Source organism: uncultured Jatrophihabitans sp., assembly GCF_964251945.1.
In the GTDB taxonomy this organism is placed as follows: domain Bacteria; phylum Actinomycetota; class Actinomycetes; order Mycobacteriales; family Jatrophihabitantaceae; genus Jatrophihabitans.
Genome location: NZ_CAXULP010000007.1, coordinates 34,456 through 59,087 on the forward strand (window position 1 = coordinate 34,456; position 24,632 = coordinate 59,087).

Annotated in this window: 21 protein-coding genes; 18 read left to right on the forward strand and 3 right to left on the reverse strand. The window is 64.0% G+C overall.

Annotated elements, in window-relative coordinates:
• Positions 1-141: 141 nt before the first annotated feature.
• Both ACFFBG_RS14160 and ACFFBG_RS14165 read left to right on the forward strand, forming a co-directional pair.
• The gene (locus ACFFBG_RS14160) at positions 142-1,593 is read left to right on the forward strand and encodes an aldehyde dehydrogenase family protein (protein ID WP_375480043.1); all 1,452 of its coding nucleotides are present in this window, start codon (positions 142-144) and stop codon (positions 1,591-1,593) included.
• A 130-nt stretch (positions 1,594-1,723) separates the two neighbouring features.
• Positions 1,724-2,836, forward strand: coding sequence for a mandelate racemase/muconate lactonizing enzyme family protein (locus ACFFBG_RS14165; protein WP_375479781.1), 1,113 nt, complete (start codon positions 1,724-1,726; stop codon positions 2,834-2,836).
• A gap of 44 nt (positions 2,837-2,880) precedes the next feature.
• On the opposite strand, the gene ACFFBG_RS14170 is transcribed toward ACFFBG_RS14165, so the two are convergent.
• On the reverse strand, positions 2,881-3,216 hold the full coding sequence (locus tag ACFFBG_RS14170) for a cupin domain-containing protein (protein WP_375479782.1): 336 nt from the start codon (positions 3,214-3,216) through the stop codon (positions 2,881-2,883).
• Between the two features lie 122 nt (positions 3,217-3,338).
• Between ACFFBG_RS14170 and ACFFBG_RS14175 the strand changes: the two genes are divergently transcribed.
• On the forward strand, positions 3,339-5,051 hold the full coding sequence (locus ACFFBG_RS14175; protein WP_375479784.1) for a dihydroxy-acid dehydratase: 1,713 nt from the start codon (positions 3,339-3,341) through the stop codon (positions 5,049-5,051).
• Between the two features lie 102 nt (positions 5,052-5,153).
• Here the strand turns inward: ACFFBG_RS14175 and ACFFBG_RS14180 are convergent, their stop codons facing one another.
• A complete protein-coding gene (locus ACFFBG_RS14180; protein ID WP_375479786.1) occupies positions 5,154-6,134 on the reverse strand; it encodes an acetylxylan esterase in 981 nt (326 codons plus the stop codon).
• Positions 6,135-6,528: 394 nt separating this feature from the next.
• Between ACFFBG_RS14180 and ACFFBG_RS14185 the strand changes: the two genes are divergently transcribed.
• The 8 genes from ACFFBG_RS14185 to ACFFBG_RS14220 all read left to right on the forward strand — a co-directional run bounded on the left by ACFFBG_RS14185 (position 6,529) and on the right by ACFFBG_RS14220 (position 15,795).
• Positions 6,529-7,578 carry an ABC transporter permease gene (locus ACFFBG_RS14185; protein WP_375479788.1) on the forward strand — a complete coding sequence of 350 codons (1,050 nt, stop codon included), beginning with the start codon at positions 6,529-6,531 and terminating at the stop codon, positions 7,576-7,578.
• Positions 7,575-8,477 (forward strand): ABC transporter permease, encoded by a 903-nt coding sequence (locus ACFFBG_RS14190; RefSeq protein ID WP_375479790.1) that lies wholly within the window; start codon positions 7,575-7,577, stop codon positions 8,475-8,477. The genes ACFFBG_RS14185 and ACFFBG_RS14190 overlap by 4 nt, the downstream gene beginning before the upstream one ends.
• 1 nt (position 8,478) lies before the next feature.
• Positions 8,479-10,296, forward strand: a complete 1,818-nt coding sequence (locus ACFFBG_RS14195; RefSeq protein ID WP_375479792.1) for an ABC transporter ATP-binding protein — start codon at positions 8,479-8,481, stop codon at positions 10,294-10,296.
• A 49-nt stretch (positions 10,297-10,345) separates the two neighbouring features.
• Positions 10,346-11,962, forward strand: coding sequence for an ABC transporter substrate-binding protein (locus ACFFBG_RS14200; RefSeq protein WP_375479794.1), 1,617 nt, complete (start codon positions 10,346-10,348; stop codon positions 11,960-11,962).
• Between the two features lie 125 nt (positions 11,963-12,087).
• A complete protein-coding gene (locus tag ACFFBG_RS14205) occupies positions 12,088-12,621 on the forward strand; it encodes a TetR/AcrR family transcriptional regulator (RefSeq protein WP_375479796.1) in 534 nt (177 codons plus the stop codon).
• Complete coding sequence (locus tag ACFFBG_RS14210; RefSeq protein ID WP_375479798.1) at positions 12,618-13,829, forward strand: MFS transporter; 1,212 nt, start codon at positions 12,618-12,620, stop codon at positions 13,827-13,829. The genes ACFFBG_RS14205 and ACFFBG_RS14210 overlap by 4 nt, the downstream gene beginning before the upstream one ends.
• 20 nt (positions 13,830-13,849) lie before the next feature.
• The gene (locus ACFFBG_RS14215; protein WP_375479800.1) at positions 13,850-14,869 is read left to right on the forward strand and encodes a Gfo/Idh/MocA family protein; all 1,020 of its coding nucleotides are present in this window, start codon (positions 13,850-13,852) and stop codon (positions 14,867-14,869) included.
• A 44-nt stretch (positions 14,870-14,913) separates the two neighbouring features.
• Entirely contained in the window at positions 14,914-15,795 is an 882-nt protein-coding gene (locus ACFFBG_RS14220; protein ID WP_375479802.1) for a hypothetical protein, read from the forward strand.
• Here the strand turns inward: ACFFBG_RS14220 and ACFFBG_RS14225 are convergent.
• Positions 15,787-16,734 (reverse strand): alpha/beta hydrolase, encoded by a 948-nt coding sequence (locus tag ACFFBG_RS14225; protein WP_375479804.1) that lies wholly within the window; start codon positions 16,732-16,734, stop codon positions 15,787-15,789. The genes ACFFBG_RS14220 and ACFFBG_RS14225 overlap by 9 nt on opposite strands.
• Positions 16,735-17,134: 400 nt before the next feature.
• Between ACFFBG_RS14225 and ACFFBG_RS14230 the strand changes: the two genes are divergently transcribed.
• The 7 genes from ACFFBG_RS14230 to ACFFBG_RS14260 all read left to right on the forward strand — a co-directional run bounded on the left by ACFFBG_RS14230 (position 17,135) and on the right by ACFFBG_RS14260 (position 24,615).
• The gene (locus ACFFBG_RS14230; RefSeq protein ID WP_375479806.1) at positions 17,135-18,748 is read left to right on the forward strand and encodes an ABC transporter substrate-binding protein; all 1,614 of its coding nucleotides are present in this window, start codon (positions 17,135-17,137) and stop codon (positions 18,746-18,748) included.
• 22 nt (positions 18,749-18,770) lie between these two features.
• Positions 18,771-18,965, forward strand: a complete 195-nt coding sequence (locus tag ACFFBG_RS14235) for a 4-oxalocrotonate tautomerase family protein (RefSeq protein ID WP_375479808.1) — start codon at positions 18,771-18,773, stop codon at positions 18,963-18,965.
• Between the two features lie 80 nt (positions 18,966-19,045).
• The gene (locus tag ACFFBG_RS14240) at positions 19,046-19,360 is read left to right on the forward strand and encodes a DMT family transporter (RefSeq protein WP_375479810.1); all 315 of its coding nucleotides are present in this window, start codon (positions 19,046-19,048) and stop codon (positions 19,358-19,360) included.
• Positions 19,361-19,408: 48 nt separating this feature from the next.
• Positions 19,409-20,404 carry an LLM class flavin-dependent oxidoreductase gene (locus ACFFBG_RS14245; protein WP_375479812.1) on the forward strand — a complete coding sequence of 332 codons (996 nt, stop codon included), beginning with the start codon at positions 19,409-19,411 and terminating at the stop codon, positions 20,402-20,404.
• A gap of 442 nt (positions 20,405-20,846) precedes the next feature.
• Entirely contained in the window at positions 20,847-21,884 is a 1,038-nt protein-coding gene (locus ACFFBG_RS14250; protein WP_375479814.1) for an ABC transporter permease, read from the forward strand.
• The gene (locus tag ACFFBG_RS14255; protein ID WP_375479816.1) at positions 21,884-22,762 is read left to right on the forward strand and encodes an ABC transporter permease; all 879 of its coding nucleotides are present in this window, start codon (positions 21,884-21,886) and stop codon (positions 22,760-22,762) included. Before ACFFBG_RS14250 ends, ACFFBG_RS14255 begins: the two co-directional genes overlap by 1 nt.
• Positions 22,762-24,615 (forward strand): ABC transporter ATP-binding protein, encoded by a 1,854-nt coding sequence (locus ACFFBG_RS14260; protein WP_375479818.1) that lies wholly within the window; start codon positions 22,762-22,764, stop codon positions 24,613-24,615. Before ACFFBG_RS14255 ends, ACFFBG_RS14260 begins: the two co-directional genes overlap by 1 nt.
• Positions 24,616-24,632: the final 17 nt, after the last annotated feature.

Genomic DNA, 24,632 nt, shown 5'->3' on the forward strand with positions numbered 1-24,632 from the left:
CGATAATTTAGCGGTAGTCTCGCCCGCAGAGCAACCGCGTGGGGCGCGAGACCGCGACTGGCGGTCGGTGGCGTCGGGTCGGGTCGGGTCGGGTCGGGTCGGAAGTTCATCATGAGGAGTGCTTGAGTGACGTCCAGGACTGTGGTCGAGGTTCGCAATCTGATTGACGGCGTCTGGGCTGAGGGATCGGCTGACAATCGCCTCGACGTCGTTGATCCGGCGACCGAAACCGTGCTGACGAGTTTTCGCGCGTCCAGCCTTGCGGATGTCGATCGGGCGGTTGCGGCTGCCAGACGCGCGGCGCCGGGCTGGGCGGCGCTGCCCTACGGCGACCGCGCCCGCCTGTTGCATCGTCTGGCGGACGCCGTTGCCGCCGACCTGCCGCGCTTGCAGGAGCTTGAGGTCGCGGACGTCGGCAAGCCGGTTTCGGCGGTGAGCGAGGACGAGTTGCCGCTCGTGCTGGACTCGATCCGATATTTCGCGAGCGCTGCGCGGTCGCTGTCGGCGCAGACGACGGGGGAGTACGCCGTGGGCGTCACGACCACCTTTCGCCGGGAGCCGCTCGGCGTCGTCGCGGCGATCACGCCGTGGAACTACCCGTTGTGGATGGCGGTCTGGAAGGTCGTTCCAGCGTTGGCGACCGGCAACACTATGGTGTTGAAACCGGCTGAGGACACGCCGTTGTCGACCACGCGCCTCGTCGAACTGGCCGCGGACATCTTGCCGCCCGGTGTGCTAAATCTGGTGCACGGCTCAGGTCAGACCACCGGCAAGCACTTGGCAGAACACGCCGGTGTCGATCTCGTGTCGTTCACTGGTTCGGTCGCGACCGGACGGGCCATCGCAGAGGGGGCTTCGCGCAAGCCGCGAAAATCAGTGCTGGAGCTGGGCGGAAACGCGCCGGTGATCATTCTCGATGATGCGGATCTGGCCGCGGCCGCCGCGAAAGTCTCAGTGATGGGCACGTACAACGCCGGCCAGGAATGCATGGCCGCAACTCGGGTCATCGTCGCGGAGTCGGTCGCCGACGCGTTCGTCGATCGGCTGGTGACCGAGCTCGGGTCGGTTGTGGTCGGCGATCCCGCTGATCCGCAGACCACGCTCGGCCCGCTGATCTCCGAGCGGCAGCTTCGCCGGGTCGAAGGCCTCATCGAGCGGCGCCCCGGTCACGCGAAGGTCGTTCTGGGTGGACACCGGGTCCCGCGGCCGGGTTTCTACTTCGAACCGACCGTCGTCACCGGCCTTCTCCAGGAAGACGAGTTGGTTCAGGAAGAGATATTCGGACCGGTGATCACCGTCCAGACGTTTTCGACTGCCGCTGAGGCTCTCGAGCTGGCAAACGGTGTCCCGTTCGGCCTGTCCGGGTCAGTGTGGACGGCCGACATCGCGCAGGGTTTGCGCCTGCTCAACGGCCTTGACTTCGGCAACGTCTGGCTCAACACCCATCTCGTGGTCGGCCCGGACTATCCGTTGGGCGGGTTTAACGAGTCGGGCTACGGGAAAGAAGGCGGCGTGGCGGGCATCGAGGAGTACACGAGGCTTAAGGCGATCGGCATTCAGACCGGCATTCAGACCGGCACCGTCACGGACTGAGGATCGCCGGACCCGGCGACAGGTGTCGACGGGGGCGTCGGGACGTTCGGGCGCATCTCCTTCGTTGTCGGTCGGCCGCCAGCCCAAGCGTCCGGCGAGGCACAAGGACCTGGTCAACGGGAGGGTGTCCATGAAGATCACCCGCGTGCAGGTCTACGAGTACGACGTCGCGTACGCATATGGCCCGTACGGCATGTCACACGGACGCGTGGCGCTCGCGCAGACCTCGCTGGTGGTCCGGCTGAGCACGGACGACGGCCTGGAAGGCTGGGCTGAGACATGCCCGAACGGCCGCACATACCTGCCGTCCTTCCTCGAAGGCGAGCGCGCCGCGCTCGGTGTGCTCGCCGATGCCGTGCTCGGCTGCGACCCACGTAACGTCAACGTCCTCGACGCCGTCATGGATGACGCGCTCCTCGGCAGCAACGCGGCCAAGGGCGTTGTCGACATGGCTGCCTGGGACATCCTCGGCCAGGCGGCCCGCCTGCCGGTGAGCGAGGTGCTTGGCGGGCGGACGCAGGACTCGTTCCCGCTGTTCATTGCCGCGCCGATCGATTCGGCCGAGGCGACTCGCGAGGCGGTCGCGCGGGAACTCGCGAACGGCATCCGCGTGATACAGGTGAAGGTCGGTGATGCGGTGGCCGACGACGTGGCGCGGGTGCGGGTCGTGCTCGAGGCGGCTGGGCCGGACTGCACGATCATCGCCGACGCCAACGGCGGCTGGAACCTGCAGTCGGCCTTGCTGGCCGCGCGCCAGCTCGACGGTCTGCCGGTGCGCCTGGAACAGCCGTGCCGCACCATGACCGACTGCGCCGAGCTGCGCAAGCACACCAGCCTGCCGTTGGTCCTCGACGAGTGTGTCGTGACGATAGACGACCTCATGCGGGCGAAGTACTTCGTGGGCGCCGGCGCAGTGAACATCAAACCGAGCCGAGTCGGGGGGTTCACCCGGGCCCGCGCGATGCGAGACGCGGCGCAGGGCCTCGGCATGACCTTCACCATCGACGACACGTGGGGCGGGGCGCTGACGACCGCGCAGAATGCCCACTTGGCCGCGAGTAGCCGCCCGGACAACCTCACCGCGACGTCGTTCTTCGCAGAGTGGACTGAGCCGCTGATCGCCACCGGTCCGCGGATGCTGCCGGACGGCCGCGGCGTCGTCTCGGACCTGCCGGGTCTCGGCGTCACCGTCGATGTTGATCGGCTCGGCGCGCCCGTGATGGATCGCGGGACGCGGAGGTGAGCGCCTACGACGATCCTCGAGCTCGCGTTGGTTTGCGCGGTCTGTCAGACGTCGATCGGCTTGTCCGAAATCAGGACGGTGACGTCGTGAAAGTCGTCCGTCATCTCGAAGGTGACGTTCGTGCCCTGCCGCAGGTAGCAACAGTCGCCCGCCGACAACGTGAACGGTTCGCCGTCGTCGACCGAGATGGTGGATCCGCCCGTCACCACGTAGATGAACTCGTCGAACGGCATCACCATGGTGTGTCGGCCGGACTCCTGGAAGCTGCCGGCCAGCCGTGTCCCGTCGTCGGACTTGTACAGGATTGCCTGCTGGCCGCCGAATTCCGGGAGCGGGTCGTAGGTGGCAGTGTGGACGTTGAAGCGGGGCACCATGCTCATCGCTGGATCTCCTCGTGCAGACGTTGACAAATGTTGGCTGAAGCGTTGGTCGCGAACAAACCTAACAGCTAATATTTGTTGACGAAAGATTAGAACTCGACCGGACAGTGAGGACGGAATCAGTGGCTGGACAAGACCGGCACCTACGTAGTCAGCGTTGGTACGACGACACCGGTGTCAACGGGTTTCTCCAACGCTCCGCCCTGCGGGTGCAAGGCCTGCGCGAGAAGGACTATCAGCGTCCGGTCATCGGGATCGCCAACAACACCAGCGATTTCAATCGATGCCACACCCATTTCGACTCGATGGTGACCGCGGTCAAGGAGTCGGTGCTGGCGGCCGGCGGCCGCCCGCGCGAGTTCAACACGATGACGCTGGGCGCTGACCTCGCCTATCCGCTGGGAATGACCTTCCTCCATCGCAATCTGCTGTCGATGGAGGTCGAGCAGATGGCCGAGCTGCACGGGGTAGACGGGCTCGTCATGCTGGGTGCGTGCGACGAGACGATCCCGGCCATGCTGATGGCCGCTGCGTCGATCGATCTGCCGACGATCGTCATTCCCGGGGGACCGTCATTCAGCGGGTTCTGGCGCGGTCGGGACGTCGGCTCTGGCTACGACTGCCATCGGGCGTTTGAGGCCTTGGGCCGCGGCGAGCTCACACCGGCCGACATCACCGACCTCGAGTGTTCCCTTGAGCGCAGCCCCGGTCACTGCAGCACAATGGGCACCGCGGGGACGATGACGACTTTGGCCGAGGCGCTGGGGATGGCGCCCGCCGGCAGCTCGGCCATACCCGCGGTCGATTCGCGCCGCCTGGCAATGTGCCGCGACGTCGGCGAGCTGATCATGCACGCCGTCGCCGACGACCTGCGGCCTTCGCACGTGATGACGAGCGACGCATTCCGCAACGCGGTCCGGGTGCTCGCGGCCATCGACGGCTCGGCCAACGGCGTGCTGCACCTGCTCGCGATCGCCGGCCGCTTGGACGTCGATCTCAAGCTCATCGACTTCGATGAGCTTTCGGCGACCACGCCGGTGCTGCTGAACATGCGGCCGTCTGGCCAGTTCTACTACACGGACTTCTTCAACGCCGGCGGCGTGCCGGCGTTGATGAACGCGCTCGGGCCGCTGCTGAATCGCGAGGTGCTCACCGTGACGGGCCGGACCTTGGGTGCGGAGATCGACGGGGCGGTAATCCGTGACGAGCGGGTTATCGGCACGTTGGAGAATCCGGTTTCCGCGCCGCGCGGAATTGCTGTCTTGACAGGCAACCTTGCTCCTGACGGGGCGATAGTCCGAACCGGTGTCGCGTCGCCTGCGTTGCTTACCCACCGTGGACGAGCCGTCGTGTTCCAGTCCAAAGAGGAGCAGGACGAGCAGCTTTACAAACCAGATTTCGACATTCGCCCAGGTGATGTCGTGGTCGTGCTCAACGGCGGTCCGAGAGGTTCGGCGGGGATGCCCGAGACAGCTCGCATCCAGGTGCCGGACAAGTTGCTGAGCGCCGGCGTCACCGACCTGGTTCGGCTGACCGACGGACGGGTCGGGGGCACGGTGTCTGGGACCGCGGTCCTGCAAGTCACGCCCGAAGCCGCGGTGGGCGGCCCGATCGGGTTATTGCGCACTGGCGACATGATCAGGCTCGATGTGCCTGGTCGACGTGTCGACGTCGAACTGAGCGATGTCGAGCTCGCCGCCCGCCGGGCGGAGGCCGCGCCCGACCGAGACGCGAACGGTCCCCAGCGCGGGTACGGCAAGCTGTACGTCGAGCGGGTGACTCAAGCCGACACGGGCTGCGACTTCGATTTCATGCGCCGGGTCAATTCAGGCTGACCTCGCCGAGATCGGCGTGCGCCACCGCGCCGGGTTCGCCTACCTCACCGGCCACCTCGCTCGCGGGTGACACACTCCCGCTTTGCCGCTGCGCTACGTGGATCAGCGTGGCGCCGGCGGAACCAGGTCGAGGAGCCACCGCAGCTGCTCGGCCTCGTGCCAGACATGGCCGCCCTCATGGTCATTGAACGGATAGGTCCTCATCTCCTTGGGGCCACCGTAGGAGTGGTAAGCGCCGTACACGGTTGAGGGGGGACAGGTCTGATCCATCAGGGCAACCGAAAACAGGGCCGGCGCCACCGCGGAGCGGCTCAGCACGGTCGCATCGAAATACGCAAGCGTGTCGAACGCAGCGCCTATGTGATTCGGGTGGACGGACAAATAGGCGGCGATTTCAGAATAGGGCGGGCCGCCGGCGATCGCCGCGGCCCGGGGGAAGTCGCAGAGGAATGGCACGTCGGGCATCGCGGCCGCGATGCCGTCGACGAGTCCGGTAACAGCGAGGCAAATGCCGCCGCCCTGGCTCATCCCCGCGACGACCACTCGCCGGGGATCGATTCCCGGAAGCTCACGCACCGTTTCCACCGCTCGCACGGCGTCGGTGAACACCCGCCGGTAGTAGTAATCGTTCGGGTCGAGGATGCCTCGCGTCAGGAAGCCTGGGTGGGATGGAGCCGAACCGACTGGGTCAGGGGTGTCGCCGGGACCCCAGCCAGCCCCTTGCCCACGGGTGTCCATTTCGAGGCAGGCGTAGCCGGCTAGGACGTAGTGGCTCACCTGATGGGCGAGTCCCCGGCCGCCTCCGTATCCCTGGAAGCGGACAACGACGCCGATCGGGTCGCTCCCGGCGGTTGTCGGGCGGTGATACCAAGCGCGGATCGGATGGCCGCCAAATCCGCTGAAGACGACGTCGAACGTGTCGATCAGGCTGAGCCCGGTTGGCACTCGACGCAGGTCGACCGGTCGGGTGAAGGATCGCGCTTCGTCAAGGGTTCGCTGCCAAAAGCACTCCACGTCACTCGGCGCTTTGACCGAAGATCGGTAGGAACCGAGTTCGGCAAGTGACAGATCGGTATGAGCCATGAATATCCATTCTGAGCTAAGGACGCGCTGTTAACTGCTCGACCCGCGCGCCGCCGCCCGCGGCCGCCTTGAGCACCTCCGCTTCGAACGCCATGGATGGTCTTTAGGGGAGTGTGCGCCGTGCTCGACGGCGTCGATCAGCGGGGCCGGTAGACCGTGGATAGCAGCTTGAGAGGGCGACTGCGACGCCGCGGTCGCGGGCTTTGGTGGTGAGCTCGATCAGCGCCGGCCACCGTTTTCCGCGGCCGGCGACGCCGCGCCTTCGCCTTCCGTGACGCCGCTTCACCTCTTGCGTTTCGATTTCGAATCGCTTGTTCGAAGTCTTGACGGCAAATATTCGTGGAAGGTAAGTTCGCGCCACCGCGAACGGCAGGCAACTGCAGGGAGTCTTCCGATGGTGCTGGCGCAGGGTGTCGATCAATTCCAGGCGCCGCTGACAGACGGGGCGGTTCGGCTGTCGATGCGGCAGCGTCACTCGCTCGGCTTCTACATCGGGCGTCGCGCGGCGGTTGGCGTGGTGACAGTTTTCGCCACCTCGGTGCTGATCTATGTCGCTATCATCGCCCTGCCGGGCAACGTGGTCGAAGCCGTGCTCGGCAGGAGTGCGACAGCGAAGCAGACAGCCGACATCGAGCGTCAACTCAGTGGCGGCCTGCCTCTGTGGGAGCGCTACTTCAAGTTCCTCGGCAATCTGCTCACCGGCCATCTCGGTAACTCGACCGCCGCGCTGGTGCAGGGCAATAAGGTGCCGGTCTCAGACACGGTGATTCCGGCGTTGGAGCATTCGGCGGTGTTGGCGCTGATCACTCTGATCATTTTCGTGCCGATTATGATCGCTCTTGGCCTGCTGGCCGGTTTGAAACCGGGCAGCCCGCGCGACAGCGCGATCACGACCGGGGCGCTGGCCGTCGGCGCCTTGCCGGAGTTCTTCATCGGCACCGTTCTGATCGCGGTGTTCTTCGACCAGTTCAACCTGCTGCCGCCGGTCAGCGTCATCTCACAGGGCGCGTCGGTGCTGTCCAGTCCCAAGGGGCTGGTGCTGCCGGTGGCCACCCTGTTGCTGACCAGTGTCGGTTTCGGGTCGCGGCTCCTGCGGGCCTCGGTCGCCGAGATCGTCTCGCAGGACTACGTCACGATGGCACGCATCAACGGCTACAGCGAGCGCGCGATCATCTTGAAATACGTCTTGCCGAATGCTCTTGCGCCGACCGTGCAGATCGTGGCTCAGCAACTGCAATATCTCATCGGCGGGATCATCGTCGTCGAGAGCGTCTTCAGCTTCCCCGGGATCGGAAACGATCTGGTGCGGGCGATCTCGTCGCAGGACACCCAGCAAATCCTGGTGATCGCCACGATCCTCGCCGCGGTCTACATCTTCATCAACCTGGTCGCCGACGTCATCTGCGTATTCCTCGACCCGAAGGTGAGGACGAGCTTCGCATGAACGGGAAAACGATCAAAGGCATCCTGAAGGTGCCTAGCGGACTGATCGGAACGATCGTGCTCGTGGCGGTCCTCGCTATAGCCCTTCTCGGACCGCTGTTCACCCCACACTCGATCACGGCCATCGTCGGGACATCAAGCGCCCCACCCGGACACGGCTTCCTCCTGGGGACTGACTTCCTCGGTCGCGACGTCTTGTCCCGCGTGCTTGCCGGTGGGCGCTCAGTCATCGGCATCGGCTTTGCGGCGACGGTGCTCGCCTATCTCGTCGGTGTCACCATCGGCCTCTTTGCCGGTTACCGCGGCGGTACGAGCGACGCCATCGCGATGCGGGTCGTCGACGTGTTCCTCGCCTTTCCCCCTCTGCTGCTGCTGTTGCTCCTCATCGGCGGCCTGGGACAGCACATATGGGTGCTGATCGTCAGCGTCATCTTCGCGCTCGCCCCGCCGATTGCCCGCGTCACGCGCACGGCGACGCAGTCGGTGAGCAAACAGTCTTACGTCGAGGCGGCGCAGGCGCGAGGTGATTCGACGCTGGTCATCTGGCGCGGCGACATACTGCCCAACATCATGCACACGATCCTGGCCGACTTCGGCATCCGCTTCGCTGTCTCGATCTTGTTGGTGGCCAGCCTCAACTATCTCGGCCTTGGGCTCACTCCGCCGGCCGCAGACTGGGGTCTGATGACATCCGAGAACCAAGCCACGTTCATCCTCAATCCGGCCGCGGTCGTCGCCCCCGCGGTCATGCTGGCGTTGCTCACCATCTCGATCAACCTGATCGCCGACGCCTACATCCGGGTCGTGGGCGGCCGCGTCGTCAGCCGCCGCAGGCGTAGACGAGCCGGTGCCACGCCGGTCGCGACGCCGCCCCTACACGCGTTGAAGGAGGTGGCCTGATATGACCAGCGACGGGGGAGTCGACGTCGAGCCAGACGAGGCGGCAATCGCTCTGCACGACCTGCGGGTCGAGACCGCCGCCGGCGTTCCTATCGTCGACGGCGTTTCGTTGCGATTGGGCCGCGGCGACATCCTGGGTGTCGTAGGCGAATCCGGTAGCGGCAAGACCACGACGGCCTTGTCCCTGTTCGGCTTCGCGCAGGGTGGCGCGCGGCTGGCACGCGGCACCGTCACCCTGCCTGGGCATCCGCCCTTCGACCTCACCGACGCCCGCAGTCTTGCGGCGTTGCGCGGCCGCTACCTCAGCTATGTTCCACAGTCTCCGGGGACCGCGCTCAATCCGTCGATGCGCATAGGACGGGCGCTGCGCGAGATGCAGACGCATCGCGACGCGAACGAGCAGAAACAGTCGAAGGATCTGGGCGCTGAGCGGGCCGAAGTCCTCGAGATCGTCGGTCTCGCCACATCGGAGGAGTTCCAGCGCCGGTTCCCGCACCAGCTTTCGGGCGGTCAGCAACAACGCGTGTGTCTGGCGATCGCGCTGCTGTCAGGCGCGCGGACGATTGTGCTCGACGAGCCGACGACCGGCTTGGATGTGATCACCCAAGGCGCGGTGCTTCAAGAACTGCGCCGGCTGCGTCGCGACCTGGCGGTGGCGATGGTGTACATCTCCCACGACCTCGCGGTGGTGGCTCAGCTGGCCACGCACGTCGCGGTGATGTACGCGGGCAAGGTCGTGGAGGTCGGGACAGTTGACCAGGTGATCGATCGCCCGGCGCACCCCTATAGCCGAGGTCTGCTGCAATCGACTCCAGATCACCGGGCGCTGACGCTCGTGCAGGCCATGCCCGGGGTCTCGATATCGCTGGCCGAGCGGGACGACCGGTCGTGCTCCTTCTCACGGCGATGTCCGCACGCCACCGACATCTGTCGAGCCGAGGAGCCGCCACTCGCACCGATCGACGCCACCGAGCGATTGGTGAGCTGCTTCCATCCGCTGACCTCCGAGGTGTCGGTGATCCACGACACTGCGCCAGTCGCCGAGCGGGATTCGTCCAAAGAGCTTCTCGCCGTTCAGAACCTGTCGATCGAATACCGGGTGCGAGGGGTTCCGGTCGCTGCCGTGGCCGACGTCAGCTTCACCCTCAACAGAGGTGAATGCGTCGCGGTGGTCGGCGAATCCGGCAGTGGCAAGACGACGATTGCCCGGACAGTCGCAGGCATTCAAACGTACAAGACCGGCTCGATCAAACTGCTCGGCCAGCAGTTGGCTCCGGTCGCGCAGAAACGCACCGTCGAGCAGCGACGGCTGGTCCAGATCGTGTTTCAGAACGCCACAGCCGCCCTGAACCCGAGGCAAACCGTTCGCACCGCGATCGAACGCTCGCTGCGCTTGTGCCGGAAGAGCGATCGTCGAACAGTCGAAGAACTCATGGAATTGGTGCGACTGCAGCCCTCATTGGCGGAATGCCTGCCGCGCCAACTCTCAGGCGGCGAACGTCAACGTGTGGCAATCGCGCGCGGCCTCGCCACGAATCCCGAGATCCTGATCTGCGACGAAATCACCTCGGCGCTGGATGTGTCCGTGCAGGCAGCGGTGCTGTCGCTGCTGCGTGATCTGCGCGAGCGGCTCGGACTGTCGATGCTGTTCATCACGCACGATCTGGGCGTGGTGGCGAACCTCGCCGACCGCGTGCTGGTGCTGCAGGGTGGTCGGATTTGCGAGACCGGCGCGACCAGGGCCGTGCTTGACGCCCCTGAGTCGGACTACGCCCAGCGTCTGATGAGCGCCGTGCCCAGCGTGACGGCAGCAGTGTGACCCAGCATCGGCAGGCGGTTGCGCAACGTCGACCGACAGGAGCGCGGACATGAGCACCGATGATCTGTGGCTTCCGGCATCCGCTGGGACCAGCCGGCGGACATTTCTCGCCGGCACGCTCGGTATGGCCGCTGCGACCATCGGGCTGAGCGCCTGTGCGGCGGCCACCACCGGAAAGAAGTCGTACTCAGGCGGGCCGACCTCCGCGGGCCGAATCTCGCGTGGCGGCACACTGCGCGTCGGAGCCCTGACCAACGGATCCGTCGAGACGATAAGTCCACTGACGACGATCGGGATTTCGGACTTCATCCGGCTGTTCAGCTTGTACGACCCGCTGTTTCTGCCTGGCCCGAACGGCACGACGATTCCAGCATTGGCCGAGAGCGCGACCCCGAGCGCCGATGCGAAGACGTGGACCTTTCACCTCCGGCGTGGCGTTGTCTGGCACAACGGCAAGGACTTCAATGCCGACGACGTCGTCTACACGATTCAGCACAGTTGGGGGGATAAGGCAAACGTTTTCAACGCCGTGCTGGCGACGATCGTCGACTTTGGCAAGGCCCGCAAGATCGATGACTACACGGTCGAAATCGTGCTGAAGGTAGCTATCGCGGACTTCACCAGCGTCACGTGCTTCCCAAACTGCTACATCGTGCAGGCAGGGACGAAGGACTTCAGCAATGGGAATGGAACGGGGCCGTTCACGCTGAAGACGTTCAAGCCCGGCTCCTACAGTCTGTTCGACGCCAACAAGAACTACTGGCGCCACGGCGGCCCTTACCTGGACTCGCTCGTGGTCGACTCCACGTACATATCGGACCAGAGCCGGCTCAACGCGCTGCTCGCGAATGCCATAGACGTCGCGCCGGGCGTGCCGCCGGCGCTGGCCCAGGCGAACGCGCGTACTGGACGCATCGTGTTGGGCAACCAGCCGGGACCGGGTTTCGTCGGACCCGTGATGCGCGTCGATCGGGGCACCCTGAAGAATCCGGTCATCCGCCAGGCGCTCAAGCTCATCCCGGACCGAGATCAGTTCGTCTCGAATGTCTACCAGGGCTATGCCAGCCTATCCAACGACGCGCCGGGCTTCACCGACCGATACTGGGCCAGCGACCTGACCCAGCATCAGGACATCGACAAGGCGAAGTCGCTGCTCAAATCTGCCGGTGCGTCGGATTTGAAACTGACTCTCAAGACCTCTGGCGTTGTCCCGGGGCAGTCGGACACCGCGACGTTGCTGCAGCAGCAGGCCAAAACTGCCGGCGTGACAATCAACGTGCAGCGCTACACGCCGGCCGAGTTCTACACGCCGCAGGCGGGGTTTTTCACCCGAGACTTCTCAGTCACGTTCTTCAGCACCGGCGTCAACTCCCTCGCCGTTTTCTACCTCTCGTCGATGGTTCCCGCCGGGCCGTACAACGAGTCGCATTTCGGCGGCGACCCCACAGCGAGCAAGCTCGTGTTCGACGCGATCGGCGAGGTCGACGAAGGCAAGGCGCGGGACAAGTGGCATGCCGTGCAGGAACAGCAGGTGAAGGACGGCCCTTACATCATTCCGGCGACGAACAATTGGCTCGACGCGTACGGGACGAAGGTGCGGGGTGCTAAAACGACCAACGCGTTCTCTTGTAATTATTACGATTTCTCGAGCACGTGGCTGACCTGACACTTCTGGCTTGGTGAGACGCCCGGGTCGGCCGGTCGACCTGATCGCGGCTCGGTAGGCTCTGGTACATCTGTACTGTGGCTGATGTGCACACGGCCACCGGGCAGGATCGACGAGAGCGCATCGTGTCCGCGGCGCTCGAACTTGTAGCCGACGTCGGCCCTGACGGGTTGACGCACCGGATGGTCGCAGTGGCCGCAGGAGTTTCGCTGAGTTCGACGACCTACTGGTTCGCGTCGAAGGAGGAGCTGATTGAGGCGGTGTTCGTCCGGATCGTCGATGACGCCATGGACGACGTGGTTGCACGCCGCTCGGCGATACCGCGCTGGAGGCCACGCACGGCGGCAGCCGAATTGGCGAAGCTGATCCGTGAGGATTTCACGACCCACCGAAAGCAAGCGATCCTGGGCAACGCGCTGTGGGTCGAGGCGCAGCGGCGGCCCTCGCTGCGGCTACACGCAAGGCGCTGGGTCGGCGCATATCTCGACCTGTACGTCGATCTCCTGCGACATCTGGGCGTCGAGCGCGAACTCGCCGCGCGCGCACGTCTCCTGCTCGCGGCGTATGACGGTCTGCTCGCCGAACAGCTGGCCACAGACGTCGTTCTGTCTTCGCGTCAGCTCATCGCGATCCTCGCGCCGTTGTTGCAGGCGCCGTGACAGCGCAAGATGTTGCGGTCTCGCACAAGTCGAGTCCGCCCTCGCTGCGGTTGGCCCGCTCGTCGCTCGCGCTGGCGTTACTGGCCCGAATCCCGATTGGCGGGCTAAGCCTGCTTTTCATCCTGGCAGCCAGAGAATCCGGGACTTCGTTCGGAATGGCCGGTCTGACCAGCGCCGCCTGCGCGATCGGCGTGGCGGTGTCCGCGCCACTCACAGGTCGCCTGGCCGACCGAATCGGACAGACGCCGGTGCTGTACGCCTCAGCCGCCGCGACGGCAGCCACAATGTTGACCTTCGGCATGCTCAGTCAAACGGCGCCCGTCGCCGTATTGCCAGCATTGGCGTTGCTGTGCGGCTTGGCCCTGCCACCCACGTCGTCGTCGGCGCGGGTCGTTTGGCGTTGGATGTTGCCGGCAGCGGCGTTCGACCGGCTTGTCACCCTCGATGCGACGCTGCAAGAACTCGCCTTCCTATTGGGTCCGTTGCTCATGCTCGGGCTCGCGGCCCGAACGAGCGCCCACACAGTGATCGCGGCGACCGGGCTCGTCTGGGCTCTGATCACCGTTGCGTTCGGATCCCTGGCCGAGACCCGCCAGGTCAAAGGATCGCGAGGTGTGACCGGCAGGGGCCTCGTTGGGCCCGTGCGGTGTGCGGCAGTGCGAACTCAACTGCTGATCGCTCTCACCCTCGGGATTGGTGTCGGCGCTACTGAAATCGGCATCATCACCTTGATGCAGGCCAGTGGAACTGAGGCATGGCTGAGCCTGGTGTACGTGATATGGGCGCTGTCGAGCGCCGTGGGTGGGCTGCTGGCGATGCGGTACCCCACGGAAAGGCTGACCCGCCGACTTGTTGCGCTGTTGGCTTCGTGTTCGCTGAGCACGGCGGCGTTGGCGTTGGCGACCGGCCCGGTGAGTCTGGCCTTTCTGCTGCCATTCGCAGGAGCTGGCTTCGCGCCGCTGCTGGCGTTGCAGGCGTCGGCACTGGCCGTGGTGACGCCGGCCGCGATGATGACCGAGGCCTACGGGCTTTATGCCGCGGCTATCACGGTTGGCGTCGCGGTCGGCACCGCGGTCGGCGGACTGGTGGTCGGCGACGGCTCGTACCGTGCCGCCTTCGTCGCTGGGGCTGTTGCGCTGGCGGCTGGGACACTCAAGTACTGCTCCGTCGCTCGTGAAAGTCGTCCAAAAATATTCGTGAGCAGCTAACTGTGTGAAAGACTGGGTCGGTGCCCGTCACGGCTGATCGCGACATTCGGTGGGGCATACTTGGCGCTGGAGAAATCGCGTGGACGGTCGGGCGGGAGATCGCCCTCAGCGAGGGCAACCGGGTAGCCGCCGTCGGCGCTCGATCGTTGTCCCGGGCCCGGGCGCTGTCCAGCAGGTTCGAGGGCTGCGTGAGTTACGGCAGCTATTCGGAGCTGGTCGTCGATCCCGACATCGACGTCGTGTATGTCGCCTCGACCCATCCGTTCCACCGCGAACACGCGCTGCTCGCGATCGACGCCCGAAAACCGGTCCTGATCGAGAAACCGGTTAGCCTCACTGCCGAAGCGACACGCGAAATCTTTCGAGCGGCGCGGCAAGCGAACGTGTTCGCGATGGAAGCGATGTGGATGCGACTCAATCCGCTCGTGCGCCAAGCGCAGCAGCTCGTCGCCGACGGCGCTATCGGTGAGGTCAAATTCCTACGGGCCGATCACGGTCTAGGTCTTGCTTATGACCCGTCGCATCGGCTCTACGATCTCCACAACGGCGGGGGAGCGCTGCTTGACCTCGGAATCTATCCGATCACATTCGCGCATCTGTTCCTTGGCGCACCGACGTCGGTGGCCGTCAACGGCGAGCTGGCCGAATCCGGATGCGACGCGACAGTCGCAATGCAATGGACGGCCCAGTCCGGCAGCACTGCGCAGCTGTGGTGCTCGGCGTCGGTGCTCACATCGAATCAGGCGGCAATCTACGGGTCGACTGGGTGGATCCGCACCGAAGGCGACTTCTACCGTCCGAGCGGGTTACTTGTTCACTCTGGCGAAAAGGTGCGCCGGATACCCGACCCTATCGTCGGGCAGGGCGCGGGCTACGGTCCCGAAATCCTCGAAGTGGCGCGATGCCTGCGGGCGGGACTGCTGGAGAGCCCTTCGGTGCCCCACGACGACACTGTCGCAATCATGGAATTGCTGGATTCCGCTCGGGCAGAACTCGGCGTCGCCTATCCAGATGAGCAGGAAGCGGCGAACATTTATTGAACTGTTGCGAAATAATATTTGATGTCGTAACTTATAGTTCGCACATGGTGATCGCCCTGACAGGAGCACCCATGCACACACGCACCCAGCTCAACCCGGCACAGTTCGACATCCGGGTGGGCGACGACGTTGAGGCCGGCATCGACGGCCTGTTCCCGGCCTGGAACAGGCACGACCGGTTCGGAATCGTCATCCATGACCCGCTTGGCGGCGTCGGCGCTTCTCATCTTTTGCAGCTGGCGATCTGCGCCTACTACGCGGCCGACGAACGACGCCGGGGTGAGCTCGACGTATATCCCGAGATATTTGCGTTTCATGTCGGCGGTGGACATGGCAGTCATGCCGATTTCGACTTCTGGGGTCCGCGGCGAGAGGTGCTGCTAGGCGACGACCCGCAGGAATTACTCGCCGCCATCAACGACCGGGGCATCAGCCGGCTCGCTGTGCCCGATCTTGCCAGCGTTGGCGACCTCGCTGCTGCCGACGCGGTGGGGGCGGCCTTCGAAGTGAAGGAAATCGCCGCCTTCCGCGACATCATCGCCTCGACCTTCGCCTACAGTCCGACCGGCCGAACGGTTGCCGCCGATGTCGACATCGTCGGACTGGACCGCCGGACCGAGCAGAACCCCACCAAGGTGTTGCGACGTTTCACAGCCGCCGAGGTGACGATCAAGAGAGCTACGCCTGCGAGACGTCCGCTAAAAGAGGTCGATCCGAAGTTCAACGCCTATCAGGCCGCGCGCGCTGCGGAGCTTACAGACAGCCAGTTGGCCAAGGCGGTCGCGCTCCGACGCGAGATCTCGGTCGACGGTCTCGCTCGCGAGACCTATCGCAGGATCAGTGCTGACGAGGCGCTGCGCCTGCTGGCTCACTCACCGTCGATCGATGCGCATGGACCCAGCACTGCGCGCGCAAACTCACAGTGAGCGCAGAACTCGCACCCGGTCCGTCACGGCGCGTTGAGTGACACCCGTTTTCCACGCGAAAATGTCGAAGTCGTGTGGCACGCCAAGACGCAAATGGAACTCCACGTCGGTTCCAGCTCTGCAGAGCCGATGGACGAAAGCGAGCGCCTCATCACGGAAGAGGTCAAGCTGCCCTACTTCAAGGTAGGTGGCAGGCAAACCGGTCAGGTCAGCAGCGCGCGCCGGAGCTGCGTAAGACGGGACGTCGCGGGGAGGGATGTGACCCAGTAGCGCCCGCCAACCGGTGAGGTTGTCATCGTGGCTCCACGTCAAGTGGCGACGTAGTTCGACGTCAGGTTGGGCGGTGCGGTCATCAAGCATCGGATAGATCAGAATCTGGCGGGCCAAGGCTGGCCCGCGGCGGTCGCGAGCGAGCAGCGCCGCCGCGACAGCGAGACCACCCCCAGCACTGTCGCCCATGACCGCTAACCGAGTCGTGTTGATTTCGAGTTCGGCAGCATGCTGGGTGAGCCACACGAGCGCCGCGTAGACGTCCTCGACAGCTGCGGGGTAGGGATGCTCAGGCGCCAGCCGGTATTCCACTGCCAACATCGGCACGCTACTCAGCGACACGTACTTCGCTACGAGCCCGGAATAAAGATCGACACTGCCAAGAATCATCCCGCCGCCGTGCACGTAGAGGGCGGCCGGGCCAGGTTCGGCGCCACGCTTGTTGTACCAGCGAAGTAGCAACAACGAGCCGTCTTCCGCTTGAATGTGAAAGTCGTCGACGTCGACGTCCGACGGCATCGGGTGCAGCGCGGCGATGCGGTGTTGGATAGCTTTCAACGCAGTTCGACGTCCGCCAACGTCGCCCACAGGCAAGGCCTGCGCCTTCGGAAGTCCGTGCATCGCCGCGGCGACGGCGGCTTCGTATTCTGCGTCAACAGACAACGCCACGACGCCTCCGCCCCATCTTCGGCCGCGACGGTGCGTCGCGTTCGCCCGCTTCGATGACGACGTCCCCCATCTGCTTTGCGGTGATCGAGGCCGGCCGGGACGCGGACCATCACTGAGCCGTCCAGACGCGGTGTGACTTGCCCAGCAAGGTTAGCGGGCCGGGGCGCCTAAATAAATCACCGCGAACCATTGACAACGAATATTTGCCACCGTAATTTACGCAGTAGTGCGGTGGCGGTCTGGCGGGACACGTCTAGCGGGACGTGCAACGTGTCCGATGTCGCCGCACGGCAAGCGCTCGCGACGCCGCGCGCAGAGGAGACGTCCCGTCGCCCACTCCAACCCCGAAGTCGATCCGCCCGCTCAGACCAGAACACGTCGCCGTCGAGAGGATTAAACAATGGATGATCGCTCCACAGGATTACCTTTAGGTAACAGCGACGTTGCCAGCGCCGGGATATCGCGGCGACACGCCCTATTCGGGGGGGCGGCCCTGATCGCGGGCGCCGTGTTGCTCGATGGCTGCACCCACAGCAGCGGCACGAGCCCTAGCGCGACCGCGAAAGCGTCGGGCAAACCCGTGCGCGGAGGCAGTCTTCGCGTCGGCGTCATCGGGCAGGGCACGCTGGAAGACCTGGCGCCATCCATCACCGGCCCTCCGGCCATTGTCCGGGGCGAACAACTGTACGATCGGCTGTTCGACCTCGCCAGCGACCTGAAGAGCCTTACGCCGAAACTCGCCTTATCGGCGGAGCCGAACGCCGACGCGACAGTGTGGACGTTTAAGTTGCGTGACGGCGTCACGTGGCACGACGGCAAGACCCTCACAGCAGAGGACGTCGTTTACACCATCAAGGGCTGGGGCGACAAAGACAGCCTGACATTCGGGTCGTTGAACTCCCTCATCGACTACAAGAATGTCCGGTCTTCCGGCAAGTTGACGGTCATCGTTCCCCTTCTCAAGCCTTCGGCCCAATTCCCGACTCTCAGTGCCGTGAACGCGTCGTATAGCGTCCGACAGAGCGGATCATCGCTCAAAACACTTGCCCGCAGGCCAATCGGCACCGGACCGTTCTCTTATAAGTCTTTCACGCCCGGTGCCCAGAGCACGTTTGTCGCGAATCGCGACTATTGGCAGCACGGCGGACCGTATATCGACGAGCTGATAGTGAATTCAAGCTTCACCGATCCGACCGCGATGGTCAACGCACTCGAGGGTGGCCAGCTGGACGTCGCGACATTGCTTCCCCCCCTAGCGGGTAAGCAGGCCGCCGCGGGCGCCTTCACGCTGCTGCGCGCTCCCTCGCCTAATGCAACCTTTTTCTATATGGACATCACGTCAGCGCCGTTCAAGGACGTTCGCGTGCGCCAGGCCTTGAAGCTTGTCGCGGACCGACAAGCACTGATAGACGGCGCCCTTGCAGGCTTCGGCACACCTGGCAATGACCTCTTCGGGGCGGGCTCCGAGTACTTCGACTCCACACTCAAGAGCGTTCGGGACGTCGACAAAGCCAAGTCGCTGCTGAGGTCGGCGGGGCAATCTGGCCTGACCGTGTCCCTCTCGACATCGAAGGCGTTTCCTGGTGCGGAAGAGGCTGCAACCCTGTTCGCGCAGCAGGCGAAGGAAGCAGGCGTGAATATCCGACTTGATGTGAAGTCGGCCGCAAGCTATTACGATTCCTCCGCAGGCTTCCCATGGCACTTCGGGCAGGACTATTCGAGTCCACAGGCTTCGCTCGCCGCGTGGTATCGCCTTTTCTTCATCGAGTACAACGAAACTCGATGGGATGTGCCGGGCGACTCGGCGCTACAAGCCGCCTTCGTCGAGATCGACAAGTCGAAAGCCGCGGAAAAGTGGGCTATCGCGCAAAAAGAGCAGTTCGACAATGGCGGTGCCATTGTCTGGGGAAATTCCGATCTACTTGACGGCCTTGCCAAAAGGGTTCGCGGAATTCCGCCCTCGCCAGTGAATTGTTCTAACAACTATCGTTATGTCGATGCTTGGGTCGTGTAGGGAGGAAGGAGCGACGGCGGCCATGCCATTGGTAACTGTCGAGTGGCTTGCGGGACGGTCCGTCGAGCAGAAGCAAGCACTTGCCGCCGAGATCACGGCAAGCGTTTCCGGGATCGGTCAGGTCGGCGCCGCCGACGTATGGGTGATCTTCAAAGACATCGGACGTAGTGACTGGGCCGTCGGCGGAGAACTCGTCACGAAGGCGCCGATGCCGTGAAGACCGCTCTGGTGCGGTGTGCGGAGACATTGCCTTGCACCGGTGGGCGGGTCGCGGCGGGCAAAAGGACTGGTACATCGATGTTCGCAGCCGCATTGCTCGCGCTCGCGATTAGCGTCGAGGTGGCGGCGACGGCGTGCCTGAAACGCACTGCGGGCTTTACGAATATCTGGTGGACCATAGCCGTCGTTTTTGGCTACGCGTTGGCGATCTGGCTCCTGACCCGAGTCGTCCGAGAACTGCCAGTGTCGGTCACTTACGCAACTTGGGCTGGTGCGGGAACGGCGGCGATCGCGGTCATCGGCGGACTGTTCTTGCATGAGCGGTTGAGCATGCTCAACACCGTGGGACTGGCGCTGATCGTGTGCGGCGTCGCCTTGGTCAACATCAGATGACGGACCGGCTGAGCTGCGGCGGGTGGAAACATGCGTAATGGATGTGGCGTGTCTTTCCTGGGAGATCTGAGCGTCCGGGCGACCGTTGACTTGGCTGTGCGAGCCGAACAGCTAGGCGTCGATTCCGTCTGGATGTCGGAGACGTATTTCGAGCGCGACGCGTGGACGGCGCTCGCGGCGATCGCCGCGAGCACACACCGGGTCCGAGTTGGGTCGGGTGTTGTCCCAGTTTTCATGCGGCACCCCGCTTTGCTGGCAATGTCGTTTGCCACCCTGAACGAATTAACCGGCGGCCGGGTCGTCGCGGGCATCGGCACGGGGGTTGGCAACGTCGTCTCGGAGCAACTGTCCTATGACTACCGCAGCCCGATCTCGGCGATGCGCGAGGCGATCACCATATTGCGTGCCATGCTCGCGGGCGACACGGTCGATGTCGAGGGCCGGATATTTTCGGCACGACGGGTCGAGCTGGCGACCGTTCCGGCTTCGCCCAAGTTGCCGATTCATCTTGCTGCACTAGGCCCAAAGATGTGTGCACTAGCCGGTGAGCTAGCCGATGGGGTGCATTACGACTCGCCGACACCACGGCTGATTGCAGACTTGAACAAGCAAGTAGACGTCGGCCTTGAGAGGGCCGGACGGACTAGTTCGGACTTCGAACGCGTTGCCTGGATGATCTGTGGCGTGCACGATGACGAGGACATAGCTCACGACATCGCCAGGGAACATATTGCGGTCGCATTGTCGACGGCGCTAGGCGAGTATCAGCTAGAGCAGGAGGATTTGGATCCCGCGATCGCAGTGGTCTTGCGACAGGCGATCGCTCGCGGCGGCCTCGCGGAGGCCGTCCGGCACGTTCCGCGCGAGCTGGTTGATGCTTTCTCGGTCTCCGGAACGCCTTCCCAGGTTATCGAGAAAGTGGAGGCGTTGTTCGATGCGGGGATCAACCACCCCGTGCTGACCGCTTACGGCCCGTTCGCCGCGCACGTGCTCCCGGTTGCGGCAAGATTCGGCAGCGCCGACGGATCCAGTCAGCGGGCATGACGTGAGCTGACATGTTCGGGCTGCCAATGTGAGCGCGCGGCAAAGTGCGAATTCCAGGGGGCCGGCCGGCCTCGCCCGGTGAGGGACCTGTGCGGTTAGCAGCGGCCAGGTCGAGTCCCTCGCCTGTCTCCGTCCCCGAGCCTTGACGCGTGAATATTTGAGAACATATAGTTCCGAGCGTCGCCAGCTGGGCGCACCTATGGAGAGGGCTTCGATCGGTGCTATCCCGGACTGACACGGCGGACTCGGCCGCAACGTCTGCGGCGAGCGTTGGCCAGGCAATAATTGTTACCGCAACATTGCGCGCTGCAGCCGAGCACGCGGAAAGCCGTCAGCCAAGCGGCATGGCGGGGCCGCCGCTCGGCTCTAGTACCGACCTCCGCCCGATCGACTTTGGCCCACTCGATGTACGACGACCGAGCTTCAAGGGCAGTGATCGCATATGACAACAGCGCTGGCGCCTAGACGCTGGGATCCGCGTTCGGCGCTACGTCCTTCTAGCGGCAAACATCCGCTCCTCGCATTCACCGCGCGGCGCGTGTTGTCGGCGGTGCCGACGCTGATCGTGTCGTCTCTGTTGATCTTCTTGGCGACCAACGCGTTACCCGGAAGCGTCGCCGCCAGCGTGTTGGGCCGCAATGCCGAGCCGGGGCGGATAGCGGAGCTGAACACCAAGTTGGGCCTCGACCGATCGCTCATCGTCCGATACCTCGACTGGATCAAGGGGATCCTTCACGGGGACCTCGGTCAGTCGGCGATCCAGGTTGCCCAAGGCGCGAGCAAGGCCCCCGTGAGTCATATCCTTGCCACACCGCTTTACAACAGCCTTATCCTCGCTGCGATAACAACTGTGCTGCTCGTGCCAAGCGCATTGCTCGTCGGCACCGTCGCGGCGATCCGGGCTGGCAAGAAAGTCGACATAGTCGTTTCATACACCGCTTTGATCCTTGGGGCGCTGCCGGAGTTCGTCCTGGGCACCTTGCTCATTCTGGTGTTCTTTTCTGTGCTCAACGTTTTGCCGCCCGTCGCGCTGATTGCACAGGGGGACACGCCCTTCACGGATCCGACTGTGTTGATCCTGCCGGTGATGACCCTCTTTTTCGTGTCGCTGGCGTTCGCATCCAGACAGGTTCGCGCAGGCATGATCGAGGCGCTCAGCCAGGAATTCGTTGTCGCTGCCCGCCTGAATGGACTGCGCGAACGTCGTGTCCTCGCCCGGTACGCCCTGCGCAACGCCCTCGCACCAAGCATCCAGACCTTCGCGCAGACCATCCAGTACCTCTTTGGCGGCATCATAATAGTTGAAGCTCTATTCGCCTATCCGGGAATTGGCCAGCTGCTTGTCACCGCGGTCGCATCACGTGATCTGCCCGAGGTGCAAGGCATTGCGTTCGTCTTAGCCGCGCTATACATTCTCATCAATATTGCCGCTGACCTGCTTGTCGTGGTTCTCGTTCCGAAACTGCGAACAGCACTGTGATGACCAACGACATCGTGGGCGCCGACCCGGCAGCGTCCACCGCTCGCAAACGCGCACATGACCGCTGGCCGCGCATGCTAAGGACAAAGCACGGAGTAATCGGGGCGGTCATGGCGGCCGCAGTCCTCGCCGTGGCCGTTATCGGTCCATCCGTTGCGTCCCACCCAATCGATGAGCCTCTCGGTGCCCCCGGATCGGCGCCCGGTGATTGGGCCCTGGGCACCGACTATCTCGGTAGAGATGTGCTCAGCCGACTTCTCCACGGCGGCTTCTCGGTCGTGTGGGTCGCATTGTTGTCCGCGGCGCTAATCTACCTCAGTGGCACGGCGGTCGGCCTGATCGCGGGAATATCGCGGTCATGGCTCGACCCGCTGCTCATGCGGACCGTTGACGTGTTCATCGTGTTTCCTCCTCTTGTTCTGCTGCTCGTCCTGATTGCAGGCGCAGGAAACAAGACCTGGGTCCTGGTGCTCGGCGTCGTCCTCGTATTGGCGCCGGGTGTAGCGCGAATCGTCCGTTCGGCGACTTTGGAGATCTCGACGAAGAACTACGTCGAAGCGGCAGTGCTGCGCGGCGAGCGGACGTCCGCCGTGCTCGTCCGCGAGATTCTGCCCAACATCTTGCCAGCCATCGTGGCCGACTTCGGTGTCCGTTTCCTCGGTGCCGTCTTTATTATCGCCAACCTGGATTTCCTCGGCTTCGGCGCTCAGCCACCGACTGCGAACTGGGCGCTGATGATCGCCGAGAACAGGGTAATCATCGGCACCAATCCCTGGTCGGTCTTCGCCCCTGGTCTATTGCTGGCTATGCTCACCATTGCAGTCAATCTTATGGGCGACGCCTTCGTCGGCACTCGTAGCAAATCTGGAGCTGAGTAATGACAGTCGTCGACGCCGCGCTCGATGTGCGCGACCTGTCCATCAGGTTGCACAATGGCCCAAGAATCGTGGAGGAGCTGGATCTGCGTCTAGCCCCGGGTGAGATTCTCGGCCTGGTGGGCGAGTCTGGTTCCGGGAAAACCACTACAGCGCGGGCTATGCTCGGCTTCTGCGGCCGTGGCGTGGAGGTGGAAAGCGGAACGCTCACGTTGGCAGGAACGAAGATGCCGATGGACGAGTCAATGCGCACGTCGCGAGGATCCGTGATCGGCTACGTTCCACAGAACCCCGGGCGGTCGCTCAATCCGTCGATGAGGGTCGGCGCCATCATCCGTGATCTGCTACACGAGCACCGTCCTCAGGAGGACAGCACGGCGACTGTGCTTCAACTGCTGGAGATGGTGGGGCTACCGGCTTCCGAAGAGTTCACTAAGCGGTTTCCTCATCAGCTCTCCGGGGGGCAGCAACAACGGGTCTGTATTGCTGCCGCATTATCGTGTCACCCTTCAATCATCGTGCTCGACGAACCGACGACCGGGCTGGACGTCGTAACCCAGCAGAAGATTCTCGAGCGGCTTCAGGTGTTGCGCGACGAACATCAGATAGCCATGGTTTATGTGACCCACGACCTTGCAGTTGTCGCACAGGTCGCCGATCGCATTGCGGTGATGTACGCCGGCCGTATCGTAGAAGAAGGGCCAGCCCTAAGGGTTCTGACCCGTCCGCGGCATCCCTATACCCGAGGATTGCTCGCCTCCATTCCGGATCACGTCAAGCCGCATGCGCTAGACCCTATGCCAGGAATCAGCGTCGGTGTCGGCGAACGTCCCGAGGGATGTTGTTTCGCCCCGCGTTGTCCCCAGCGTGTCCATGAGTGCACCGAGATGCTGCCGCCGCTGCTGGGTATCTCCGACTCGCACGCCGTGCGATGCATTCGGTCTGAGCTCACCCCGCCCGTGGAGCTGACAGCGTCAGCGGAGCGGGTCCGCGGCGAAGAATCAGCGGTCGCGCCGCTGCTTCAAGTCGAGCACCTGAAGATCGTCTTTCACTCGCGGCACGGGTCTGTTGTAGCGGTAGAGGACCTGACCTTTTCTATCGACCGTGGAAACTGCCTTGCGATCGTCGGGGAGTCCGGCAGTGGGAAGACGACGACCGCGCGCGCGATCGCAGGTCTCCAGTCGTTCACCGGAGGCCGAATCTTGCTGGACGGCCAGGAACTTTCCCCGCTGACCAAGAGCCGTTCCAACGAGCAGAGACAACAGATACAGCTGGTCTTCCAAAATCCGGTCGACGCCTTGAACCCACGACACACCGTGGAGCAGATCGTGTCCCGCCCGGCCCGTCAACTGCGTCGGCTGGACGCCCGTGCAGCCGATCGCGAGGTCTCGGCTCTGCTAGACAAGGTTCGCCTGCCGCGTCGTGTGGCGCGCCGGTATCCCGGTGAGCTGTCCGGGGGGGAGTGCCAGCGCGTCTCCATTGCGCGTGCCTTGGCAGCAGGGCCTCAACTCATCCTCTGTGACGAGGTGACCTCGGCCCTGGATGTCTCCGTGCAGGCCGCGGTCCTCGATCTGCTCAATGAGCTTCGGCTGGATCTCGGCGTGTCGTTGATGTTCATCACCCACGACTTGGGCGTGGTTTCTGCGGTGGCCGACCATGTCATCGTTCTGCAGAACGGCCACATGCGCGAGCAGGGAGAGGCACGCGAAGTCCTTCGAAATCCTCAAGACGAGTACACCAACCAGCTCTTGGAAGCCGCTCCTAGCGTGTCGGTCGTAGTGGACGGATGGAGCTCCACCGTCGATGGTCCGCTCGACCTCGTGGACCCGAATCCTGTCCGTCCGACAATCCGCTAGCTGGTGTGACGTCCCGG

Coding starts and splice junctions, on each gene's coding strand:
- ACFFBG_RS14240 (WP_375479810.1), top strand. CDS start 19,046: ATGTTCGCAGCCGCATTGCTCGCGCTCGCGATTAGCGTCGAGGTGGCG.
- ACFFBG_RS14185 (WP_375479788.1), top strand. CDS start 6,529: ATGGTGCTGGCGCAGGGTGTCGATCAATTCCAGGCGCCGCTGACAGAC.
- ACFFBG_RS14200 (WP_375479794.1), top strand. CDS start 10,346: ATGAGCACCGATGATCTGTGGCTTCCGGCATCCGCTGGGACCAGCCGG.
- ACFFBG_RS14170 (WP_375479782.1), bottom strand. CDS start 3,216: ATGAGCATGGTGCCCCGCTTCAACGTCCACACTGCCACCTACGACCCG.
- ACFFBG_RS14255 (WP_375479816.1), top strand. CDS start 21,884: ATGACCAACGACATCGTGGGCGCCGACCCGGCAGCGTCCACCGCTCGC.
- ACFFBG_RS14220 (WP_375479802.1), top strand. CDS start 14,914: ATGGTGATCGCCCTGACAGGAGCACCCATGCACACACGCACCCAGCTC.
- ACFFBG_RS14180 (WP_375479786.1), bottom strand. CDS start 6,134: ATGGCTCATACCGATCTGTCACTTGCCGAACTCGGTTCCTACCGATCT.
- ACFFBG_RS14165 (WP_375479781.1), top strand. CDS start 1,724: ATGAAGATCACCCGCGTGCAGGTCTACGAGTACGACGTCGCGTACGCA.
- ACFFBG_RS14190 (WP_375479790.1), top strand. CDS start 7,575: ATGAACGGGAAAACGATCAAAGGCATCCTGAAGGTGCCTAGCGGACTG.
- ACFFBG_RS14260 (WP_375479818.1), top strand. CDS start 22,762: ATGACAGTCGTCGACGCCGCGCTCGATGTGCGCGACCTGTCCATCAGG.
- ACFFBG_RS14195 (WP_375479792.1), top strand. CDS start 8,479: ATGACCAGCGACGGGGGAGTCGACGTCGAGCCAGACGAGGCGGCAATC.
- ACFFBG_RS14235 (WP_375479808.1), top strand. CDS start 18,771: ATGCCATTGGTAACTGTCGAGTGGCTTGCGGGACGGTCCGTCGAGCAG.
- ACFFBG_RS14250 (WP_375479814.1), top strand. CDS start 20,847: ATGACAACAGCGCTGGCGCCTAGACGCTGGGATCCGCGTTCGGCGCTA.
- ACFFBG_RS14230 (WP_375479806.1), top strand. CDS start 17,135: ATGGATGATCGCTCCACAGGATTACCTTTAGGTAACAGCGACGTTGCC.